The organism is Colwellia sp. MB02u-6, from assembly GCF_014077095.1.
In the GTDB taxonomy this organism is placed as follows: domain Bacteria; phylum Pseudomonadota; class Gammaproteobacteria; order Enterobacterales; family Alteromonadaceae; genus Cognaticolwellia.
The window spans coordinates 23,337-43,972 of sequence record NZ_JACGVG010000033.1; the positions used below are offsets into that span (position 1 = coordinate 23,337).

At 39.2% G+C, this 20,636-nt stretch carries 18 protein-coding genes; 8 read left to right on the forward strand and 10 right to left on the reverse strand.

The window, feature by feature from the left end; genetic code table 11:
* Nucleotides 1–47 precede the first annotated feature (47 nt).
* Entirely contained in the window at nucleotides 48–1,628 is a 1,581-nt protein-coding gene (murJ, locus tag H4J46_RS08515; RefSeq protein ID WP_182233097.1) for a murein biosynthesis integral membrane protein MurJ, read from the reverse strand.
* 486 nt (nucleotides 1,629–2,114) lie between these two features.
* Here murJ and rpsT point away from each other — a divergent pair, with 486 nt between their 5' ends.
* Nucleotides 2,115–2,375 carry a 30S ribosomal protein S20 gene (rpsT, locus tag H4J46_RS08520; protein WP_182190577.1) on the forward strand — a complete coding sequence of 87 codons (261 nt, stop codon included), beginning with the start codon at nucleotides 2,115–2,117 and terminating at the stop codon, nucleotides 2,373–2,375.
* Between the two features lie 145 nt (nucleotides 2,376–2,520).
* Nucleotides 2,521–4,176 (forward strand): dipeptidyl-peptidase 3 family protein, encoded by a 1,656-nt coding sequence (locus H4J46_RS08525; RefSeq protein WP_182233098.1) that lies wholly within the window; start codon nucleotides 2,521–2,523, stop codon nucleotides 4,174–4,176.
* 145 nt (nucleotides 4,177–4,321) lie between these two features.
* Here H4J46_RS08525 and H4J46_RS08530 read toward each other — a convergent pair whose 3' ends face one another.
* From H4J46_RS08530 to H4J46_RS08540, 3 genes are read right to left on the reverse strand one after another with little or no spacing between them, the layout of a single operon-like run.
* Nucleotides 4,322–5,530 carry an efflux RND transporter periplasmic adaptor subunit gene (locus H4J46_RS08530; protein ID WP_182233099.1) on the reverse strand — a complete coding sequence of 403 codons (1,209 nt, stop codon included), beginning with the start codon at nucleotides 5,528–5,530 and terminating at the stop codon, nucleotides 4,322–4,324.
* Between the two features lie 4 nt (nucleotides 5,531–5,534).
* A complete protein-coding gene (locus H4J46_RS08535) occupies nucleotides 5,535–7,898 on the reverse strand; it encodes an ABC transporter permease (RefSeq protein ID WP_182233100.1) in 2,364 nt (787 codons plus the stop codon).
* 7 nt (nucleotides 7,899–7,905) lie between these two features.
* Complete coding sequence (locus H4J46_RS08540; protein WP_182233101.1) at nucleotides 7,906–8,649, reverse strand: ABC transporter ATP-binding protein; 744 nt, start codon at nucleotides 8,647–8,649, stop codon at nucleotides 7,906–7,908.
* A 440-nt stretch (nucleotides 8,650–9,089) separates the two neighbouring features.
* Here H4J46_RS08540 and H4J46_RS08545 point away from each other — a divergent pair, with 440 nt between their 5' ends.
* From H4J46_RS08545 to H4J46_RS08555, 4 genes are all read left to right on the forward strand, one after another.
* Nucleotides 9,090–10,724 (forward strand): GMC family oxidoreductase, encoded by a 1,635-nt coding sequence (locus H4J46_RS08545; RefSeq protein WP_182233102.1) that lies wholly within the window; start codon nucleotides 9,090–9,092, stop codon nucleotides 10,722–10,724.
* Nucleotides 10,725–10,868: 144 nt separating this feature from the next.
* Complete coding sequence (locus H4J46_RS08550) at nucleotides 10,869–11,219, forward strand: TlpA disulfide reductase family protein (RefSeq protein ID WP_259365745.1); 351 nt, start codon at nucleotides 10,869–10,871, stop codon at nucleotides 11,217–11,219.
* Nucleotides 11,210–11,347 (forward strand): hypothetical protein, encoded by a 138-nt coding sequence (locus H4J46_RS17215; protein WP_259365746.1) that lies wholly within the window; start codon nucleotides 11,210–11,212, stop codon nucleotides 11,345–11,347. Before H4J46_RS08550 ends, H4J46_RS17215 begins: the two co-directional genes overlap by 10 nt.
* 437 nt (nucleotides 11,348–11,784) lie before the next feature.
* A complete protein-coding gene (locus H4J46_RS08555) occupies nucleotides 11,785–13,980 on the forward strand; it encodes a M3 family metallopeptidase (protein WP_182233103.1) in 2,196 nt (731 codons plus the stop codon).
* A gap of 123 nt (nucleotides 13,981–14,103) precedes the next feature.
* Here the strand turns inward: H4J46_RS08555 and H4J46_RS08560 are convergent, their stop codons facing one another.
* The 6 genes from H4J46_RS08560 to H4J46_RS08585 form a co-directional block, all read right to left on the reverse strand.
* Entirely contained in the window at nucleotides 14,104–14,541 is a 438-nt protein-coding gene (locus H4J46_RS08560; RefSeq protein WP_182190585.1) for a DUF3010 family protein, read from the reverse strand.
* Nucleotides 14,542–14,636: 95 nt separating this feature from the next.
* A complete protein-coding gene (locus H4J46_RS08565) occupies nucleotides 14,637–15,401 on the reverse strand; it encodes a tRNA-uridine aminocarboxypropyltransferase (RefSeq protein ID WP_182233104.1) in 765 nt (254 codons plus the stop codon).
* Nucleotides 15,402–15,521: 120 nt separating this feature from the next.
* A complete protein-coding gene (locus tag H4J46_RS08570; RefSeq protein ID WP_182233105.1) occupies nucleotides 15,522–16,334 on the reverse strand; it encodes a DUF2884 family protein in 813 nt (270 codons plus the stop codon).
* Nucleotides 16,335–16,557: 223 nt separating this feature from the next.
* Nucleotides 16,558–17,712, reverse strand: coding sequence for a cell division protein ZapE (zapE, locus tag H4J46_RS08575; RefSeq protein ID WP_182233106.1), 1,155 nt, complete (start codon nucleotides 17,710–17,712; stop codon nucleotides 16,558–16,560).
* Nucleotides 17,713–17,808: 96 nt separating this feature from the next.
* Nucleotides 17,809–18,018: a cold-shock protein gene (locus tag H4J46_RS08580; RefSeq protein WP_077287100.1), complete on the reverse strand. Its 210-nt coding sequence runs from the start codon at nucleotides 18,016–18,018 to the stop codon at nucleotides 17,809–17,811.
* Between the two features lie 281 nt (nucleotides 18,019–18,299).
* A complete protein-coding gene (locus tag H4J46_RS08585) occupies nucleotides 18,300–18,818 on the reverse strand; it encodes an RNA methyltransferase (protein ID WP_182233107.1) in 519 nt (172 codons plus the stop codon).
* 215 nt (nucleotides 18,819–19,033) lie between these two features.
* Between H4J46_RS08585 and H4J46_RS08590 the strand changes: the two genes are divergently transcribed.
* The gene (locus tag H4J46_RS08590; protein ID WP_182233130.1) at nucleotides 19,034–19,636 is read left to right on the forward strand and encodes a hypothetical protein; all 603 of its coding nucleotides are present in this window, start codon (nucleotides 19,034–19,036) and stop codon (nucleotides 19,634–19,636) included.
* A gap of 198 nt (nucleotides 19,637–19,834) precedes the next feature.
* The gene (gene lepB / locus H4J46_RS08595; protein ID WP_182233108.1) at nucleotides 19,835–20,500 is read left to right on the forward strand and encodes a signal peptidase I; all 666 of its coding nucleotides are present in this window, start codon (nucleotides 19,835–19,837) and stop codon (nucleotides 20,498–20,500) included.
* Nucleotides 20,501–20,636: the final 136 nt, after the last annotated feature.

The following is a 20,636-nucleotide window of genomic DNA, read 5'->3' on the forward strand; positions in this document are numbered from 1 at the left end:
AATAAGAATCAGCCCTTATGAAGAGTTATTTTAGCGGAAATATCGTGTTAATTAAGCGTTTTTTGTCTAATTTTGATATCTGAAAGTCGAATACCTAATAAAAGAAGACAAATTAAATAACTTACTATGCCACTGGTAATACAGATCAAAAGTTGCGTCACTTGCATGGTAAAACTGTAGGTAAGCCAGACATTAAACTCAGGTGATACTTGATAAACAACTAAAGCCATTATCCCTGCAGAGCTTACAAGACGGCTGATAAACCACCATGTTTTGCCCGTTAACTGAAAAACATTAGCCGCTTTTAACCCCTGATAAAGCATCAGTGCATTTAACGTCGCAGATAAAGTCGTTGCTATGGCTAAACCAACATAACCAAAATATGGTGCTAGCATCATATTAAATACCATATTGGCCACCATAGCTTTAATCGCAATTTTCACTGGTGTTTTAGTGTCTTGGCGAGCATAAAAACCCGGCGCTAGGACTTTAATGAACATGAAGCTGAGTAAGCCCGAGAGGTAAGCAAATAAAGCATAAGACACTTGTAAAACTTCATATTGGGTAAATTCACCTCGCATAAATAACACCATAATAATCGGCTGTGCTAGCACCATTAGCCCAGCTAAAGCTGGCCAACCAAATAGCGAAACAACTCTGATGCCCCAATCTAAGGTATCACTAAATTCTTGAGTATCTTTCTTAGTATGTAATTTAGCCAAGCTAGGTAATATTACTGTCGCAATACCTATACCAAATAAGCCCAGTGGAAATTCTAGTAGTCGGTCAGCGTAATATAACCAGCTAATAGAACCCGTGATCAACATACTGGCGATAATGGTATCAAGCAGTAAATTTATTTGCGTTACTGACACGCCAAAAAGAGCAGGAATAATCAACTTTCGTATTTTAGTGACGCCAGGCGAATGCCATGACCATGTCGGTTTAACCAGAGCACCTGCACGATATAAAAAGGGCAACTGAAAAGCGAATTGAATAAAACCACCTAAAAACACGCCCCAAGCAAGCGCAAATGCAGGATTATCCATCACAGGTGCTAAGTAAATAGCACAAGCTATGATACCCACATTTAATAACACCGGCGTAAAAGCTGAAACAGCAAAGCGACCATAAGTATTTAATATTGCGCCTGATAGTGCTGTAAAACTAACAAACCACAAATAAGGAAAGGTAATTTTTAATAGTGTACTCGCCAGATCAAATTTTTCACTCGCAGGACCATCATTTAACCAATCTAAAAACCAACCGAAGCCAAACAATGCTACGATTAATGGCGACGCTATCATACCAAATAAGGTGACTAAGGTAATAATAACACCCAGGGTGCCTGAAACTTGGCCAATTAACTTGCGTGTTTCGTTAGTGCTGTGCTCCTCATCAAGGGTGTGATATTCACTTAACACCGGCACAAAGGCTTGTGCAAAAGCACCTTCTGCAAACAGACGTCGCAAAAAATTAGGGATTTTATTGGCAAAGAAGAATACGTCTGCTGAGGCCCCCGCGCCCATAATATTGGCAATAACAATGTCTCGCACTAAGCCAAGCACACGTGAAATTAATGTCATAGCGCTGACAATAAGTCCTGACTTAATTAGTTTTTTACTCAAACAACTAGCTCCAATCTTATGCTTATTTTTAAAATATTTTTCAACATATTCACACTAATTTAATTCGCTGATATTATAAGCAAATATAAGTATTGATTCATCATTAAAACAAGCCAAATTTCGCATAACAGATAATATCTCTCTATTATGCGGCTTTTATAAATTGATAGACAAGACTTTAATATCCTAAAGCCGATGTTTTATTAATAATCGGGTAACCTACTTATTCAAGGCTAAAAGTGTGCTTTTTTTGTCAAAAAAGTGTCTAAATAGCAAATATATCGAAAATTAGTTAAATCAGAGGAGAACAACACTTCCAACTTTTAACTAAAAACTTTAGAATGTGCCATTGGTTTTATTTATACAAACGGGTAATTATCCGAACGGTCAAATTAAAACAGTAAATCATTTGACAAACCAGTTAAAAACAGGCATATTTCGTCGCCTTAAATTTAGGCAATATTTATTCAATTTTAGGAGTTCACCTTGGCTAACTCAAAGTCTGCTAAGAAGCGCGCATTACAATCTGAAACGCGCCGCCAACACAATGCAAGCCGTCGCTCGATGATGCGTACTTTACTTAAGAAAGTAATGTCTGCTATCGCAGCCGGTGACAAAGAAAAAGCATCTACAGAATTTGCTGCTGCTGCACCGATTTTAGATCGTTATGCAAGCAAAGGTCTTATTCATAAAAATAAAGCCGCTCGTAGTAAGAGCCGTTTAAACGCTTCTATTAAAGCGCTTTAATTTTTTGTAAAGAATTAAAAAACCGGCTTTGGCCGGTTTTTTTATGCCTGTAATTCCACTAAAGCAAGAGTTTGTTGTGGTTTGCGCTTGCGCTTATCATCTATTTTGGTAGTCTCTAGACGGTATTTACCAAGAGAAACCTTACATGAAACTTTCAAAACTCGCTTCTATGCTGATCATTGCTGGCACATTAACCGCTTGTGGTGACAACAAAACAGTAACACCGCTTGCAAGTGTTAGCTTGTTACCTGCATATCAAGACCGTTTAGATATTTATAAAACAGTGACCTTAAGTGCTGACTTATCACACCTATCCACGAACCAGAAAAAAATGTTGTCCTTACTTATCGAAGCCTCAGACATTATCGATGATCTATTTTGGCAACAGGCTTTTGGCCAAGATAAAACTAGCTTTTTAGCGTCAATAAATGACGATAAAGTCAGAGAGTTTGCCCGTATTAATTATGGTCCTTGGGATCGATTAAATGGTGACAAAGCTTTTTTAACTGATAGCACAGAAAAGAGCCCCGGCGCTCAGTTCTATCCCGCCGACATGAGCAAAGCCGAATTTGAAAAGGCCACCTTTGATGACAAAAATGGTTTGTACTCGATGGTAATAAGGAACGAAAATGGTGAATTAAACACTATTGCCTTTTCAGAAGCCTACAGTGACGAAATTAATCGTATTGCGGTTATTTTAGAAAAAGCTGCGACCTTTGCCGATAATAAAGAATTCGCTAATTACCTTAATATACGCGCCACAGCATTACGTAATGATGATTTCCAGGCATCTGACCTTGCTTGGATGGACATGAAAAACAATCCCATTGATATTGTTATAGGTCCAATTGAAACCTATGAAGATCAACTTTTTGGTTATCGTGCCGCTTTTGAATCTTACGTACTGATCAAAGATATGTCGTGGAGTGAAAAGCTTTCAAAATACGCTGATTTTTTACCTGAATTACAACGAGGTCTACCAGTTAGCAAAGAGTATAAAGCCGAAATTCCTGGCTCTGATGCCGACTTAAATGCCTATGATGTTATTTATTATGCCGGCCATTCAAATGCTGGCGGTAAAACGATAGCGATTAACTTACCCAATGACGAACAAGTACAATTGGAAAAAGGTACACGTCGTTTGCAGTTAAAAAATGCCATGCGGGCAAAGTTTGACGCCATCATGACCCCCATTGCCGAGACATTAATTGTGCCAGAGCAGCGAAAAAATGTCACCTTTACCGCCTTTTTTGCCAACACTATGTTTCATGAAGTGGCGCACGGCTTAGGCATTAAAAACACCATTAATGACAAAGGTACAGTTCGTCAATCATTAAAAGAACATGCCTCAGCTTTGGAAGAAGGCAAAGCCGATGTACTAGGCCTTTATATGATACGTCAACTACTGGCGAGAAATGTTATTAGTGAGGGTACGCTAGAAGACTACTACACCACGTTCTTAACCGGTATATTCCGTTCTGTGCGTTTTGGAGCAAGCTCAGCGCACGGTAAAGCCAACATGGTGCGCTTTAACTATTTTGCTGAGCAAGGTGCATTCACTCGCAATGAGCAAGGGTTATACAAGGTTAATGTTGCAGAGATGACCGCCGCTATTAATTCTTTGTCAGAGTTAATTTTAACCTTACAAGGCAACGGTGATTACGATGGTGTTGATAAACTAGTAGCAGAAAGTGGTGTGATTAACAGCCATTTGGCAGAAGACTTAGCCAGTTTAGAAAGCGCAAAAATCCCAGTGGATATTACCTTTAAACAAGGTAAAAAAGTGCTTGGGCTAAATTAAATCAAGTTAAATTAAATCAAATTAAGTTAAGTTAACTTGATTTAGTATCACTCGATAAGGCTAAACATTGGTTTAGCTTTTTTTTGGCCGTTATTTAGTATTGTTACCCTGTCTTGAAACTGTCGCTGGAAACATAGGTATTGTATTATTCAAATAAGCGTACTTCTACACGCTTACCGTCGTCCACTTCATCACTCGGATGATTGATAACCAGTTCACCCTTATTTATCCCCTCAAGAATCTGGGCAATCAAACCGTTACGCTGACCGATTTTAACTTCCCGTCTTACCGCCAAATCACTTTCAATAATAAACACTGCCCAGCCCCCCTTATATCTAAATAAGCTGCTCGCCGGTATTTGCAGTACATTTTCCTGCTGCCATAAAATAAAATTTGCCTCTACTCGATATCCATCTCCAAGTAGATTCCAAAGTTCAGCCCGAGAAACAAAATCAGAAATAATGAGCACACGTTGTTCTTCAACCCCAAGTGCTGACACTTTGGTAAAGCCAACCGGTTCAACTATTCGAACCCGTCCCTCTAAAGGTTTGTCACCGCCCCAGCGATCAAACAAAACCTTCATACCGGATTTTATTTTCACCGCATCAGCGGAAAGTACATCCACCTCTATTTCTAGAGCAGATGGGTCGCCCACTTCTAACAAGGGATCACCAGTACGCACAGGACCTTCACATGCACTAACAACTTTAAGAATTTTTCCATTTATCGGCGATCGCACTTGTACTCGCTCTGTCGGCTCTTTACTGTCAACGGCAGCTGAATATTGTAGAGCAGTGCCCGCAGCTTCCAGTTCATATTTAGCCACTTCGACACTAAAATTGGCTGAACGTTTAGACGCTGCCGTTGTTTGCACCTGGGTTTGGGCCTTATCAAAGGCTTCACGTGAAATCAAAGCCTGTGCCATTAATGGTTGCAGCCGTGTTAATTCATTACTGGCTAATTGTGCCGATGCAGATGCTGCATTTGCCTGTTCTTGCGCGGCATGTAAAGCCGATTTTGCAGCTGCTACCTGGGCCTGAGCCTGGTTACGGCTGCGCGAATCTAGTACCTGTGATTGTAATGGCGTAATCCCTAACAATACCTGTCCTTGCTTAACCGTATCACCGACCTTTAATTGTTGACGACAGGTTACGCCATCAACAGATGCTGATATCACGTAACGATCAATCAACCGGGTACGACCCTCCTCTTCAATGCTTACGGTCATAGGTGCATATTTTGCGGCTATGCCTTCAACCATAATTGGCTGTGGCCAGAAACCCCAGATCAATAATCCCGTGATTAAGCCAACAATAAAGAATATCAATGGATGTTTTTTTAACAGAGCAAGCATCTGTTTACTCCTTAGTTTTAAGTACAGCCACCATATCTAGGTGTGCCAGATTACGCCAAATCATCAATACAGAAATGACAGAGGAGCTAATGACCACCAGTGCAGCAAAAGCATAAACTTTCAAACCAAGCACCAGCGGAATACGATATAAATCAGAATCAAACTGAAACGCAAGGTATGCACACAAACCATAACCAATCATTATTCCCAGCGGAATAGCGATGAGTGTTAACACGGCCATTTCACCCAGAAGAATATAAGCAACCTCTGAGCGATGAAATCCCAACACGCGCAAACTGGCCAGTTCTCGGTTTCGTTCAGATAGCGCAATACGCATACTGTTGTAAATCACGCCAAATGCTATGCTTCCACCTAGCAAAGTGGTGATATAAGTAAAAAATAAAATCGTTTCATCCATCGTTTCGTAAAAAGATTTAATCGCCGACTCTTGCTCAACTACGCCAGCTATGCGTGGCGCACCTTTCAGCTCTGCGTAGATATTAACCTGATGTAACCTATCAACTTTTAACCAAGCAGCAGAAATAACATGGCCTTCATTTAATAGGCGATTTAATGAGTTTAACTGCATATAACCATTTAAACCCAGATACTCTTTAGCCAAACCAACCACGGGTACTTGCACCACAGGACGATTACCTTCCAGCACTTCTATGGTCAGCATATCGCCGACCTTAATATGTAATATCTCTGCCAAGTAATCGGTGAGTATGATGCCATTTGGCGGTAAATCAATCACTTGCAGGCGCGTATCAAGCAGGCGCATCAGTCTGCCATTAGGCGCTATTCCCTGCACAGAAGTTCTATACGAACGATGTTCAAATTGCAATTTTGCCGTAACTACTCGAAAACCTTCAACATGCTCTACACCCCGTAAACTCTGTAGTGAATAAAGTGAACGCTGAGATGTTGGCTCAGTAAATATTGCCGTTAGGTCGCTGCGCTGACTCATACCAAACTGCACCTCGACCATGTGCTTAATAGCCCCCTCTTGAAAACCACCAACCATCATAGTGCCGCAGGCCATGCTAATACCCAATATAGTCATTAATGATTTTAAGGGGCGGCGCTCGATGTGACGAAAAATCATTCGCGTCGGTTGCGAAAAAAAACGCTGTAACCCCAGTTTTTCAATCAGGGTTGTATGATACATTGCCGGGGGCTCGGGACGCATTGCCTGTGCCGGTGGTAAACGGGCTGCACTAGATACCGCATACAGAGTGCCGACCATAGCAACGCCCATACTAATTAAAACTGCAGCAATAATAACCTCGGCTTTTAGTACATAAATCATAAATGGTAGGCTATAGAAGGTCATGTAAATATTACTCATGCCCTTGCCCATCCAGATACCAAAACCTATTCCTGCAATAACACCAATGGCGGTGATCATTAATATCAATTTTGTGTAATGCAAGCCAACAGCAAAGTTGCTATAACCGAAAGCCTTAAGTCCAGCAATCTGTTCACGCTGTAAACTGATCAGTCGACTCGCAACGACATTTAGAAGAAATGCTGCTACGCCTAAAAAGATCATCGGAAAGATGGTGGCTATGGTTTTTTGTTGTTTAAGTTCCTCAGTCAAAAAACGATTAGACAACTGGTCTTTGCGCGCATATGCGCCTATGCCGCCATAAGGTTTTAACAATTCATCAAGCCGGTCTATTACATCTTGTTCATTACCCTCTTTACTCAGGGTAAGCGTGACATTGTTAAATGCCCCGTCCATATCATATGCACTTGCCAGCGGCTTACGTGCCATCCATAAAACACCATATCGGTAATAATCTGGAAACATTGCGCCGGGCGCAATCTGATAAATATATTCAGGTGATAGCACATGCCCTACTACATTCAGCACTTTTCGCCGACCATTTATTGTTGCCGCGAGTTTATCACCGGGTTGTAAATCATGGGCACGGGCAAACTCTTCACTGAGTAGCACTTCATTATCACGACCGGCCTCAAGTAAACGCCCTTTACGTAAGTAAATCTGATTTAAAAGACCCGCACTATTAGCATTTAATGACAGTAAATGACCACTGACCGGATCCTTAAAATCTTCTACATCAAGATTCACATAAGCCAGCACTCGGGTTTCAACCTTATCAACACCGGGTATTTCCTGAATACGTTTTACCAGTGATAAAGGCGCACGCTTTAGCGAAGCAAACACATCGGCAAAATGGTGATTGCGGTAATAATTTTCACGGGTTTCAAACAAGGAGTCGAGTGTGCTTAATGACATAATAAAAATGCTCACTCCACCGACTATCACCATAGCAATTGCTAGGGCTTGCATACGCATCGCCCAAAGTTCGCGCCATAATTTTATATCGATAGCTTTCATATCGAGATCACCAGTTCAACTCATCAGGTCTTAATCGGGTTTCATTTTTATAGACCTTACTGATTAAGCCGTCAGTTAAATGAATCACACGATCAGCCATTTGAGCAATACCGGCATTGTGGGTAATGACTACCGTGGTTGTCCCTAACGCCTGATTAACTCGTTGCAAAGCCTGCAACACCACAATACCGGTTTTAGAATCTAACGCGCCGGTAGGTTCATCACATAACAACACATCAGGGTTTTTGGCAATAGCACGTGCAATGGCAACCCGCTGCTGCTCACCGCCGGAAAGCTGAGCAGGAAAATGATCAAGCCGACTCTCTAGACCAACCAATTTTAATGCGTCTTCTGGCTTCATTGGCGACTTGGCAATTTCTGTGACTACGGCAACATTTTCACGTGCCGTCAGGCTGGGGATTAAATTGTAAAACTGAAAAACAAAACCGACATGAAAACGTCGATACTCTGTTAACTCTCTTTCAGTGGCTCGTGTAAGATCACGCTCACCGTAAAACACATGGCCTTCTGTTGGAATATCTAGACCGCCAAGAATATTAAGTAAGGTTGATTTGCCACTGCCTGAGGCCCCCAACAATACAGTAAATTCTCCTCGATGCAGATCGATATCAACACCCCGTAAAGCTCGCACCTGCACTTCTCCCATCTGATACACTTTGGTCACTTCGTGCACATGAAATACCACATTTTCTTCCAGTATTTGATGTCGAGATTGTGAGTCAGATGACATACAGCTTCTCCATTAGGTAAACGATAGCGTAACAACATGAAACGGGATCAGATAGTACCGGCTTGAAAAGCGCTAAAAGTGACTTTATTCATGACATTATCACCATAATAGCGATTGATATTATGGTGATAGCGACTAACGGCCCATATATGCTCATCCATAATGATAGCTCACCAAATGACAGTATTTTTGTTCACTGATTGCAAAGCTATATTTTTCTATTTCGACTGACTTAACTCAGTTAAACGACAAGTAATGTGCGAGTGCTCATATTATAAATTTAAGCCCATTGCTGGGTTATGGCAATGTCATAAAAATCTAGATTAATGATGAGAGACAACAATAGCGCTTAAGCGAAACAGTTGAATAAATAATTATTTTATATCATAGTGGTCCGATGTGTTAAAAATAATAATAAAAGCAACTTTTAAGGTAGCCGTGTGAAGACATTTGATTTTGTAATAATTGGGGCTGGCTCAGCTGGCTGCGTATTAGCTGATAAATTATCAGCCAGTGGCGAACATAATGTTTGCCTATTAGAGGCAGGTAAAGCCGATAAGAACTGGTTGATCCATCTGCCCATTGGTATTATTGCCCTGTTACAAAATCGCAGCTTAAATTGGCAATTTAACTCTCATCAAGAAAAAACCCTGAATAATCGAGAAATTTTTACACCACGAGGTAAAACCCTAGGTGGCAGTAGCTCAATTAACGCCATGCTCTATGTTAGAGGGCAACAAAATGATTATGACCATTGGCACAGTTTAGGTAACACAGGTTGGAGTTTTAATGACGTTCTTCCCTACTTTAAAGCCCTTGAACATCAAGAACGTGGGCTGGATGATTTTCATGGTATTAACGGTGCACTTAATGTTGCAGACTCAGTCTCTAAACCCGCCATTAATGAAAACTTCATACAATCAGCCATAGCGGCAGGTTATCCTGAAAATCATGATTTTAATGGCGCGTCACAAGAAGGCATTGGCTACTATCAAGTCACCCAAAAAAATGGCTTAAGACACAGTGCCGCAAAAGCCTTTTTAACGCCTAATTTGCACCGTAAAAATTTAACTGTTATTACCCAAACACAAGTCGAAAAAGTAGTCATTAATGATGGTATTGCTACAGGTGTTAGGTATAAACATCGCGGTAAAGTTCAGCAGATCATTGCTAACCACGAAGTTATCCTCAGTGCTGGTGCGATCAACTCACCACAAATTTTAATGCTTTCTGGTGTCGGACCTAAGGCAGAATTAGCAAAGCATAATATTGAGCTTGTACAAGCACTCGAAGGTGTAGGTAAAAATTTACAGGATCATGTCGATGTTCTCAACGTCGCTCAACATAATGTAAACCAAGTAATGGCGCTTCGTCCTAAGTCAATTTGGTGGGGCGTAAAAGAAACATTAAAATTCATCACTAAACGTACCGGCCTGTTGACCACGGTTATTGCCGAAGCCGGTGGTTTTATCAAGTCAGATCCAACCTTGGATGAACCCGATTTACAACTGCACTTTGTGCCCGCCACCATGGACGATCACGGCAGAAATCTTAAACTGCTATTTACCTACGGCATATCCTTGCATGTATGCCTGCTTAGGCCAAAAAGCCGAGGTACAGTGACACTTAACAGCAATAAAATTGCTCAGCATCCACGTATTCACATGAATATGTTAGATCATCAAGATGATATTGATACCATGGTAAAAGGCGTAAAAATTGCTAGAAAAATATTATCAACATCGCCATTATCTCTCACACATATTAAACATATATTCCCAGGTGAAGATTGCACTACCGATGAAGACATTCACCAGTTTCTAAAAGAGAAGTGTAATACTATTTACCACCCTGTCGGTACCTGTAAAATGGGCCAAGATGAGTTGTCGGTAGTTGACGAACAGTTAAAGGTCAGAGGCATTAAGCAACTGCGAGTCGTTGACGCGTCAATTATGCCAACGCTAATTAGTGGCAACACCAACGCGCCAACCATGATGATTGCGGCAAAAGCAGCAGATATGATTTTAGCTGAACATGCATTAGCCCAAGATAAAGTTAAGGTTAAGGTTCACTAGCCTGATTAACCTCAATAAGAAAAATATATAAAGTTTTTGAAACGGGATGCTGGTTTGTGTGGTCAATCTAAATAACTAATCACTTAATGAGTATCTGTTTTGATTTATTTACTAACTTTAAGCAAAAAACGACTCACGAGCACTTTGCTAGCTTTGCTACTTTTTACCCTAAATGCTAATGCAGAAGAAACTACTGTTGCGCCACAAGCACCGTTTTGGCAACTTAAAACACAATCTGGTGACACTATTTCTTCCGCGCAATTTGACGGACAAGCGACTATTTTACATTTTTGGGCTACTTGGTGTCCCTATTGCAAAGTACTACAGCCAAAACTAGTTGAGCTTGCAAAAAAATATCAACAGCAAGGTGTTAAGCTTGTTGCTATTAGCCTTAATGAAGAGGATGGCGCACTACCACAAGATGAGTTAGCTGCTCGAGGCTATAGCTTTCCTACTGCCGTTAATGGCGATGAAGTGGCGATGAAGTGGCGATAATTTATGGCGTAAACGGCACACCAACAACTTTTTTCATTAACAAGCACAAGCAAGTGATATTTAAATATACCAGCTCTGACACCTCAGACCCACGGCTTGAACTTGCGGTTCAAGAAATAGTTAAATGAGCCATTAAATCAACTTAATCATACACTTTCTTTGACACTTTTGTTTTTACTTTGGCTTATTAGTCAAAGTAAAAATCGTTAACACTAGAAATAATTTACTATTTTTATCTTATAGCATCTACCTTTAGCTAACGCCAAATCAGCTTTATTTATATCGGACAAGCTTGATGACTTCACAATGAAAACGCTTCGAAATCACTTTATCTACTGCTTAATTATTTAGTAGAGCATTTAGACTTTTTAAATTAAGCCCTAAAAGTATATTTGACCGCCAATAACCCACCACTCATCGAATTTTTCTATCATGGCCTTGTACCTATAGCGAGTGCAACATAGAATCGATACTAGCTTCATTGTGATATAAAATGACTCATACCATGTTATCGCTCTGAATAAACCTTATCAGCCCTCTGGGTATAAACTTAAAAGGTCATTTAATGAAAACTCGTTATCTCGTACCATTGGCCATTGCAATCGCATTAGCCGGTTGTCAGCCAAACACAACGCCCCCTGAAGTTGTGAAAATTGAGCAAGCAGAAAATACGGCAAACAATCCATTTTTTTCTGAATACACCACACCGCATGGTATTCCACCCTTTGATAAAATTAAAAAGAGTGATTATTTACCGGCATTTAATCATGGTATTGCACAGAAAAAGCTTGAAATAGAGGCTATTACAAAAGTTAAATCGCTGCCAACATTTGAAAATACCATTGTTGCGATGGAAAAATCAGGCAATTTTTTAACTAAAGTAAGTAATACCTTCTACGGTTTAATTGGCTCAATGTCAGATGAAGAAATGCGCGCCATTGCCAAAGAAATGTCACCTAAACTATCAGCCTTAGCTGACGACATAGCGCTGAACCATGTTTTATTTGTACGGGTAAAAGAAGTTTATGATAATCAAATGGTATTTGATTTACGTACAGATCAAAAGCGTCTACTAGAAACAACTTATAAGAGCTTTGTTCGAGGTGGTGCAAACCTTAACGATGTTGACAAGTTAACCTTACGTGACTTAAATGAAAAGTTAAGTGGTTTAAGTTTAAATTTTGGTGAAAATCTACTAGCAGAAACTAACAACTTTGAAATGGTCATCGATAATAAAGCCGATCTTGATGGTTTACCTGCTGATATTATTGCTGCCGCTAGCGAAACCGCTACAGCGCGTGGCCACGAAGGCAAGTGGGTATTTACCACCCATCGCCCAAGTAAAAATCCATTTCTAACCTATTCAAACAACCGTGAACTCCGTGAAACCATCTATAAAGGATATACTCTGCGTGGTAATAACGACAACGCCAATAACAACCAAGCCATTGCTAGTGAAATTGCTAGCTTGCGTTATCAAAAGGCGCAGTTATTAGGTTATAAAACTCATGCCCATTTTGTCCTTGAAAATGCCACTGCAAAAACTCCTGAAAATGTTTTTGAATTATTAAATAAAGTTTGGCCTGCCGCATTAGAACGTGCAAAAGAAGAAACTGCTGATATCCAAAAAATGATTGATGCACAAGGTGATAACTTTACAGTGGCGGCATGGGATTGGTGGTACTACGCTGAAAAAATCCGTAAACAACGCTTTGACATTGACGCCGCAGAAACCAAACCTTACTTCTCATTAGAAGCAACACTACAAGGGATTTTCTTTACGGCAGAAAAACTTTGGGGTGTTACCTTTAAAGAGCGGGATGATTTACCTAAATACCACCCAGAAGTGCGTACCTTTGAGGTGCATGATCGTGACGGTAGCTATGTTGGCGTCTACATGACAGATCACTACGTACGAGAAAGCAAACGTGGCGGTGCTTGGATGAGCAGTTTCCGTAAGCAATATCGTATGAATGGCGAAGAAGTCACACCCATTATTTATAATGTATTAAATTACCCTCGCCCCATTGGTGATAAGCCAACGCTATTAACTTTTGATCAAGCATCAACTTTATTCCATGAATTTGGTCATGCGATTCAAGGTTTATTATCTGATGGTTATTACCGCTCTCAAACCGGTACTGCTCTACCAAGAGATTATGTTGAATACCCTTCACAGGTGATGGAAAACTGGATGACAGAGCCAGAAGTATTAGCAAATTTTGCTAAACACTACCAATCAGGTGAAGTGATCCCTCGAGCCCTTGTTGAAAAAATTCAAGCTTCAGGCAAGTTTAATCAGGGTTTTGGTACCACTGAATATTTAGCCGCCGCATTACTTGATATGAGCTGGCATTCATTAGAAACAGCTGAGATACAAGATGCTAATAGTTTTGAAAAAAATGTTTTAAAAGAGATGGGTTTAATTGAACAAATCGCACCAAGATATAAAACAGGTTATTATTCACATATCTTCGCCGGTGGTTACTCTGCAGGTTATTACGGTTATATCTGGTCAAATATCTATGACGCTGACACTTGGTTAGCCTTTAAAGAAAATGGCATATTCGATCAAGAAACGGCTAAATTATATCGCAAGCACGTACTAGAAAGTGGTGGAACAGACGATCCAACTATTATGTACCGTCGTTTCAGAGGTAAAGACCCAACAGTAGAACCTTTACTTGAACGTCGTGGTTTAACCAGTAAAGAACCAGCCGTAGAGCTTTTACATGAACATAGTGGTTTAATCAGTAAGTAACTTAACTGAGTAAAGCATTTTACTGAGTAAACAAAAAAGGGTCGCTAGTTAGCGACCCTTTTTATTTACTTAACTTATCAACTAACTAACTAACTAACTAACTAAGTATGATTGCACTTGGTATTATTGCAAATACAAGCTGCCTTCAAAAAAGCCAAAAACAGTTTCAAAAGCACCTTCTTGATACTGTTTTAAACCCGTATCACGAAAATCAATATCCACTTGGCTACGAGTTAGTGCCTTTTTGATAAAACTACTTGGCAGTATTTCAACCGGTAAATCTTTAATAAGTTGAATCGCTGCTTCTAATTTAAAACCAACCGGTCCGCCAGCAAATTTGCCTTTTAAACCACGGCCTTTAATCACCACTTTTTCAACTTTGTAGTCTTCCATCAGTTTGGCAAAAGCAAACTGAAACTCTTGTACTTGCTCAGCATCGCCTGCGTCAACAAGACTAATTTTTTGTACGCGCGTATTTGGTATGTCGTACAACCCATTTTCCCGCGACATGATACAAATAATTGCATCGTTACCTTTTAACTCAACACCACATATCTTCATAAATTAACCTCGTTACTATAATGTGCATTATTATAAAATAGTTTTGCTTTAGCTGCAGTGTTTTCATGCATTTAAAGTTAAGCTTTTAAAAGTAGTTATACATCTTTTGCCAAAGTGATGCCATTAAGCTGAGCAAATTCGGTGTAATCTGAGACCGCATTGGGATTCGCTTTATTGACTTGGCAAACACCGCGCTGATATTGATAACTAAAAACATCAAACCAGAGATCAAGTAAATCCGCATTGGTTTGCTCCCCGACTAAAGACAAAACCTGGGCAGCAACTTCAGCGGTCGCTAATTCAGTATTATTGGCTGCCAAGCGAATTTGATAACGAGAACTTAACTCTGTTGAGTTTTCAGGTGTTTTTGGTGTAAATGACACTACCGGTAGATGTTGCAAATAAGGACTGCGGCGAAACATTTTTTTAGCTTCTCGCCAACAGCCATCTAGCATAATAAATAAGGGCCTTTTACCAGATGTAACCGTGATTTTATTATCAAAAATTTCACGTTCATCGCCAACATATGCTTTAGGGAAAACGATCATGGGTTGCCACATGGGATCGTTTAACAAGGTAATAATATCTGGGTTTACTTGTGTTCTAGACCAAAGAAATGCAAAGCAGTCGGGGATCAAATCAGCAATTAACTTACCGGTATTACTCGGTTTTAAAACCTCAGTGTCATACATCAACAACAAAAATCCAGCCTGAGAACTTACCTTAGGCGACAAGTCACAAATACAAAATGGTTTTGCTAATCGACATAAGTCACAACGAATAACTCGCTGGCCTCGTGATTTATAGGTGGTGGTACTTAGGCTTTTACGATATTGATGAAGTTGCTGTACAGCGTGCATAAAGGATATATCAGGACTATTGAGGCCGCTACTTTAACGTGCATGTAGGATATTGGCAATAAAAAAGCGCTGCTCAAATTGAACAGCGCTTAATATCAACAAGTTGAGTAATTCTATAGGCTACATGAGCTTAGAATTCGCTATGCTGTGTTTTGCGCTAGCGTTAATCAAATCATAATCGGCAATTTCATCGATCCTTTCTTTCAATTGCTCTTCCATTTTATCTATCACTATAATGGATCGACATAAAGCTTCACCACGTTTTTCTAGACCTGCACTACGCGTTTTCATTTCATGCTCTATTAGCTCGCCAAAATCCTCCATTTTGCTTTCAAAAGCGTTCATATCGCCATCTGAAAACAGTATTTCTTGGCCAACCGCAATCATTAGACTACCTAAAGCGTTTTTAACCGTACTTTCTACGGCTGATTCAATTCGTTGCTCAAAATTTTCATCAAAAAAATCTTTTCCAGAGAAGCCCTCTTCGTCAATATAGAAATTTCCATGTTGAGTAAATTCAGCATCAACTTCACCACGAATGATGGTTAATTGGCTAGTTAACTCAGCGCTAGCCTTGTTTCCTTCACCTAACAATTCGTTAAAGGCTAGATTAACGCCATCAATGGCTAAATCAATAGCATCTAAGGCGATACTTCTCACTTCTGGTACAACATTGCGTATATGAGTTGAATAATCGCGTAATAAAGACTCTTGGTCAGCTGTTAAAGCAATTTTTTCGCCGTTTATCAGTAAAGTATTATTTTCAGTGATGCTATACAGTGGCGATTTATCTTTATAAAAAGTAATTTCTTGAGCATTGATATTAATGCCGCCATTTAAATCAAGATTACATGATTCACTAGAAAAAGAATTATCGTGTCCATAACTTGCTGAGCTTGCCATAATGAGAGCGGTAGCAATCAATGTTTTCATATTAATCTTCCTTTACAAATTAAGTTTCTAGAGCGGTAATCGTGTGAGAAAACCACCTGTTAACGCTATTGTTTACAAGACTAATGCCAACATTAAAACTTGTTTAATATCAAGCAATAAGAATAAAATATTTATCTTTATAAAGAGTTAATGAACTATAATTTAGTGAAGAAAATAAATTTTTGGTTAATTTAACAAGCTTTAAACTCACCAAAAAAGTCAGTCAGGCGTAACTTAAACGCTGCATTTCAAACAGTCTTGATCTACAGCGGGCAAATTCAAAGCTAAGTTGAGTACCCTGGTAAAGCTCAGCAATATCGACCTCAGCAGCAATAATTAAGCGCACACCTCTGTCGTAGAATTCATCGACTAGTGCGATAAAACGCCGCGCTTCGTCATCGAGACCTCTGAGTTGTCCCATCAACACACCACTTCGTTGGTAACCGTCTTCAACACCGGAGAAAACAGCAGGAATTAATGCTCCATTAAATTGTGGCACATTACTGATTAGTACGGTGTCATAGTTATCTGCTAACTTAATATAATCTCTTTGACTTCTTGGGCTTGAGCAAAGTGCCATAAAATCAAACCAAATGATATCTTCAGTACAAGCTAAAAAATTAATGGCCCTGCTATGAATAATAATACTGTCATTATAGCGAATATTGCTTTTAGCGAGTGCTGCAAAGTGGTGAGTTAAAAAGTTACTCTCAGTTTCAGTGCCAATATAAAAGTCTCGATAGTTAAGTGTGGCTATATTAGTGTCTAACATTCGATGATCTTTTGGTCCATTAATAGAGATAACTTGGCAATACTGGTGAATAATATCAATAGTCGGTAGAAATCTAACCCGTTGTAGCCCATTTTGGTATAACTGATCAGGTGGGCAATTTGATGTTGCAATTAGGGTAATACCCTGCGATAGCATAGCTTCTAGTAAGCCAGCCAATAGCATGGCATCTGCAATATCATTAACAAAGAACTCATCAAAACAAAGCACATCAACTTCTTCAGACCAAGTTTTTGCAATCAATGCCAGCGGATTGTCTTTACCACTAAAATCATTCAACAGCTGATGTACACTTTCCATAAAATGATGAAAGTGAATACGTCTTTTGCGTGTTAAATTAAGTTGTTGATAAAATAAGTCCATCAACATAGTTTTTCCACGACCAACTCGGCCATGAAAATAGATCCCCTGAATGGGTTCATTTTTTATAAATAAGTTTTTTATGACGGCAAATAATGGTGTTTGAGCTTGGGCAGATATTAATTTTTGCGAAAGTTTATCCAAAGCAAGGGCGGCTTTGTGTTGTTCAACATCGAGGTTAAGTTTTTCATGCTCAACAAGTTGTTTATATTGCTTTATTACTGACATAAATTTACTTACAGGCACAAAAAAGGGCAGACATATGTCTCCCCTTTTTCAACACTTTTAATATTTTAGCTAGCGTAGCCAGCTAAAAAGTATTAATTAAAGTGCTACGATGTTCTCAGCTTGAGGACCTTTCTGACCTTGAGTAACAGTAAACTGTACTTTTTGGCCTTCAGCAAGAGTTTTAAAACCGTCGCCAGAGATTGCAGAAAAATGTGCGAAAACGTCTGGACCAGACTCTTGCTCGATGAAACCAAAGCCTTTAGACTCGTTAAACCATTTTACTGTACCAGTAGTTGTATTAGACATTGTATTATCCTATTTATTCGTAATTGATGCCTTAAAATAAGGCGGTGTTGCAGGAAGTGTTGCTATTAATTATTAAACAGGACGAGCTACTTACTAATATAACTTCGAAACTTTGTACATAAATATAGGTCTTACTTTCTAGCTGGACGTATTCTAACTGTTTCCTGACAAGAGTCAACTTGTTTTAGATAAAAAATCATTTAATTCATAAAAAACACTCTTATTCGATGATTAAACAATAGTTGGCGATATAGAAACTAAACTTATTTCTGTCTGCAGCATCAGTTAGCTTGCACTTTTACTGTGTTATTGGTGTCTCGGCTACTTTTAATTAACTCATCACCCGCAACCATATGTTTTGATTTTGCTAATCGGTCGTAAAGCAAAACATTAACACTGGCGGCTAAGTTCATGCACCCGATTGTTGGTACATATACTACTGCATAGGCGCTATTAATAACCTCTTGCGCTATCGTGCCATCTTCTGGGCCAAAAATATAAATCGCTTTTTCTGGATGCTCAAATTCAGGTAATGCTATCGCGCCTTCAACTAAATCAACACAAACAATACGTTGTCCTGGCGTTAAATTATCAATTAGAGATTCAACCGAATTCAAAGGGATTTTGCGTGATGCATCTTTTGTATCTGTATGAAACTTTGCAGCCTTTGCATATCGTACACCGGTGTAACGCACTTCATTAGCTTGATAACAACCTGCGGCACGCATCACAGCACCAACATTTGACGGACTTTTAGGGTCTGTTAGCCCAATAACAACATTTTCAGTTTTTAACTTCATTTATACAGCACTCAACATTTCACACGCTTATTAAGACAATTTTGCGCTGCAAGCGATAATACTACAAGCAAATTTTTTACCATTTCTTTATCATATTAGTGCCTTAGTTTTTGTATTACAGCACTTTTACAGCGACCTATTAGCCATTTATCTGATAGCATCACATGTTAATATTTAAAACTCAGTCAATGTAGGTGTATTTAATGAAAGCAAAAATGAATATTGTAAAGCTAATACTTTCTAGCAGTTTTTTTTACTTTGCCCATTCAGCCGCAGCGCTTGAAGCCCCCTTGGTTTCTATCGAAACACATGATAACTTTTTTAACAGTATTAAAGCTCATTGTGGCAAAGCTTTTCAAGGTCAGGTAACAATAGATAATGCTAGCGGTGATGGCTTTGCCAACAAAGATCTTATTATGCATGTCAGAAGTTGCTCAGACGAAAAGTTAGAAATTCCTTTCCACGTGGGTGAAGATGCCTCACGTACTTGGATTATCACTAAAACAGGTTCGGGTTTATCATTAAAACATGATCACCGTCACCAAGATGGTAGTTATGACGAAAGCACTATGTATGGTGGCCAAACAATAGACGCTGGCTGGGCACAAGTGCAGTCGTTCCCCGCTGATGAATATTCAAAGCAGTTATTTGTTAAAACAGGTATCCCACAGTCAGTCGGCAATACTTGGCAAATGTTTATCTACCCTAAAAAATTCAGCTACAGGTTAATTCGTCAGGGTCGTGAGTTTCGTGTTGATTTTGACCTAAGTGCACCGATAACCCCACCTAATGCACCTTGGGGTTATCGTGACGATTAGCTGATAAAACCCAAAGTAAATAGACATAAAAAATTACATTTTATAGAGCTAACACCTAGCTTTACTCAGGAACTTTAAAATAACGATTTAGTCGAAAGATAAATCGTTATTTTTATGCCTGATTCTTAGACCTAAGAATCAGCTAAATAGCCATATATTAGACACCTACTAACCAGTTATTAATTCTAAGGAAAGATCATGAAAAAAAGTATTTCTCACCTATGGAAAGAAAATAAATCTTTATTATTGTTTGTCAGTTTAATGCTAATTTTTCGCAGTGCGGTTGCTGACTGGAATGACGTGCCAACAGGGTCAATGAAACCGACCATTGTCGAAGGTGATCGCATTTTAATTAACAAAATGGCCTATGACTTAAGACTACCCTTTAGCCAATATTCGTTAATAACGTTAGCCGAGCCATTACGTAATGATATTGTCATTTTTGAGTCCGATGTCGCTGATAAACGTCTTGTAAAACGTATTATAGGCATTCCAGGCGACACGGTAGCGCTGCATAACAATCAATTGCTCATCAATCAAAAACCAGCTCAATACACACTGATAGCCAAAAATCGTGATTTTACCTTAAGTGAAGAATATATTGCGGGTAGTAGTCATCTAATACGCACTCGGCTTAAGCCTGGGCATTCTAAAAATCATCAGTTAGAAAGTTTTCAAGCGATCACTATCCCTAAAAACTATTACCTTGTTATGGGCGACAATCGTGATAACAGCGCAGACTCTCGTGTGATAGGTTTAGTGCCACGTAATGAAATTATTGGCCGTTCAACTATGGTGGTTTTTTCATTAAATTACAAAAATTATTTAATGCCACGCAATGAACGCTTTTTTAAGGTCATTTAGTACCATCAGCTTAATTCTGTTAGCTTAATTCTGTTAGCTTAGTACCGCTAGTTTAATACCGGCAATGACGATACTCATTATGAATGCTGAGAAATAATAAAACACTACTCAACCTATTTTCACCCTGACTACATAA

Coding starts and splice junctions, on each gene's coding strand:
- H4J46_RS08525 (WP_182233098.1), top strand. CDS start 2,521: ATGAAACTTTCAAAACTCGCTTCTATGCTGATCATTGCTGGCACATTA.
- H4J46_RS08530 (WP_182233099.1), bottom strand. CDS start 5,530: ATGCTTGCTCTGTTAAAAAAACATCCATTGATATTCTTTATTGTTGGC.
- H4J46_RS08535 (WP_182233100.1), bottom strand. CDS start 7,898: ATGAAAGCTATCGATATAAAATTATGGCGCGAACTTTGGGCGATGCGT.
- H4J46_RS08540 (WP_182233101.1), bottom strand. CDS start 8,649: ATGTCATCTGACTCACAATCTCGACATCAAATACTGGAAGAAAATGTG.
- H4J46_RS08555 (WP_182233103.1), top strand. CDS start 11,785: ATGAAAACTCGTTATCTCGTACCATTGGCCATTGCAATCGCATTAGCC.
- H4J46_RS08560 (WP_182190585.1), bottom strand. CDS start 14,541: ATGAAGATATGTGGTGTTGAGTTAAAAGGTAACGATGCAATTATTTGT.
- H4J46_RS08565 (WP_182233104.1), bottom strand. CDS start 15,401: ATGCACGCTGTACAGCAACTTCATCAATATCGTAAAAGCCTAAGTACC.
- H4J46_RS08570 (WP_182233105.1), bottom strand. CDS start 16,334: ATGAAAACATTGATTGCTACCGCTCTCATTATGGCAAGCTCAGCAAGT.
- zapE (WP_182233106.1), bottom strand. CDS start 17,712: ATGTCAGTAATAAAGCAATATAAACAACTTGTTGAGCATGAAAAACTT.
- H4J46_RS08580 (WP_077287100.1), bottom strand. CDS start 18,018: ATGTCTAATACAACTACTGGTACAGTAAAATGGTTTAACGAGTCTAAA.
- H4J46_RS08585 (WP_182233107.1), bottom strand. CDS start 18,818: ATGAAGTTAAAAACTGAAAATGTTGTTATTGGGCTAACAGACCCTAAA.
- H4J46_RS08590 (WP_182233130.1), top strand. CDS start 19,034: ATGAATATTGTAAAGCTAATACTTTCTAGCAGTTTTTTTTACTTTGCC.
- lepB (WP_182233108.1), top strand. CDS start 19,835: ATGAAAAAAAGTATTTCTCACCTATGGAAAGAAAATAAATCTTTATTA.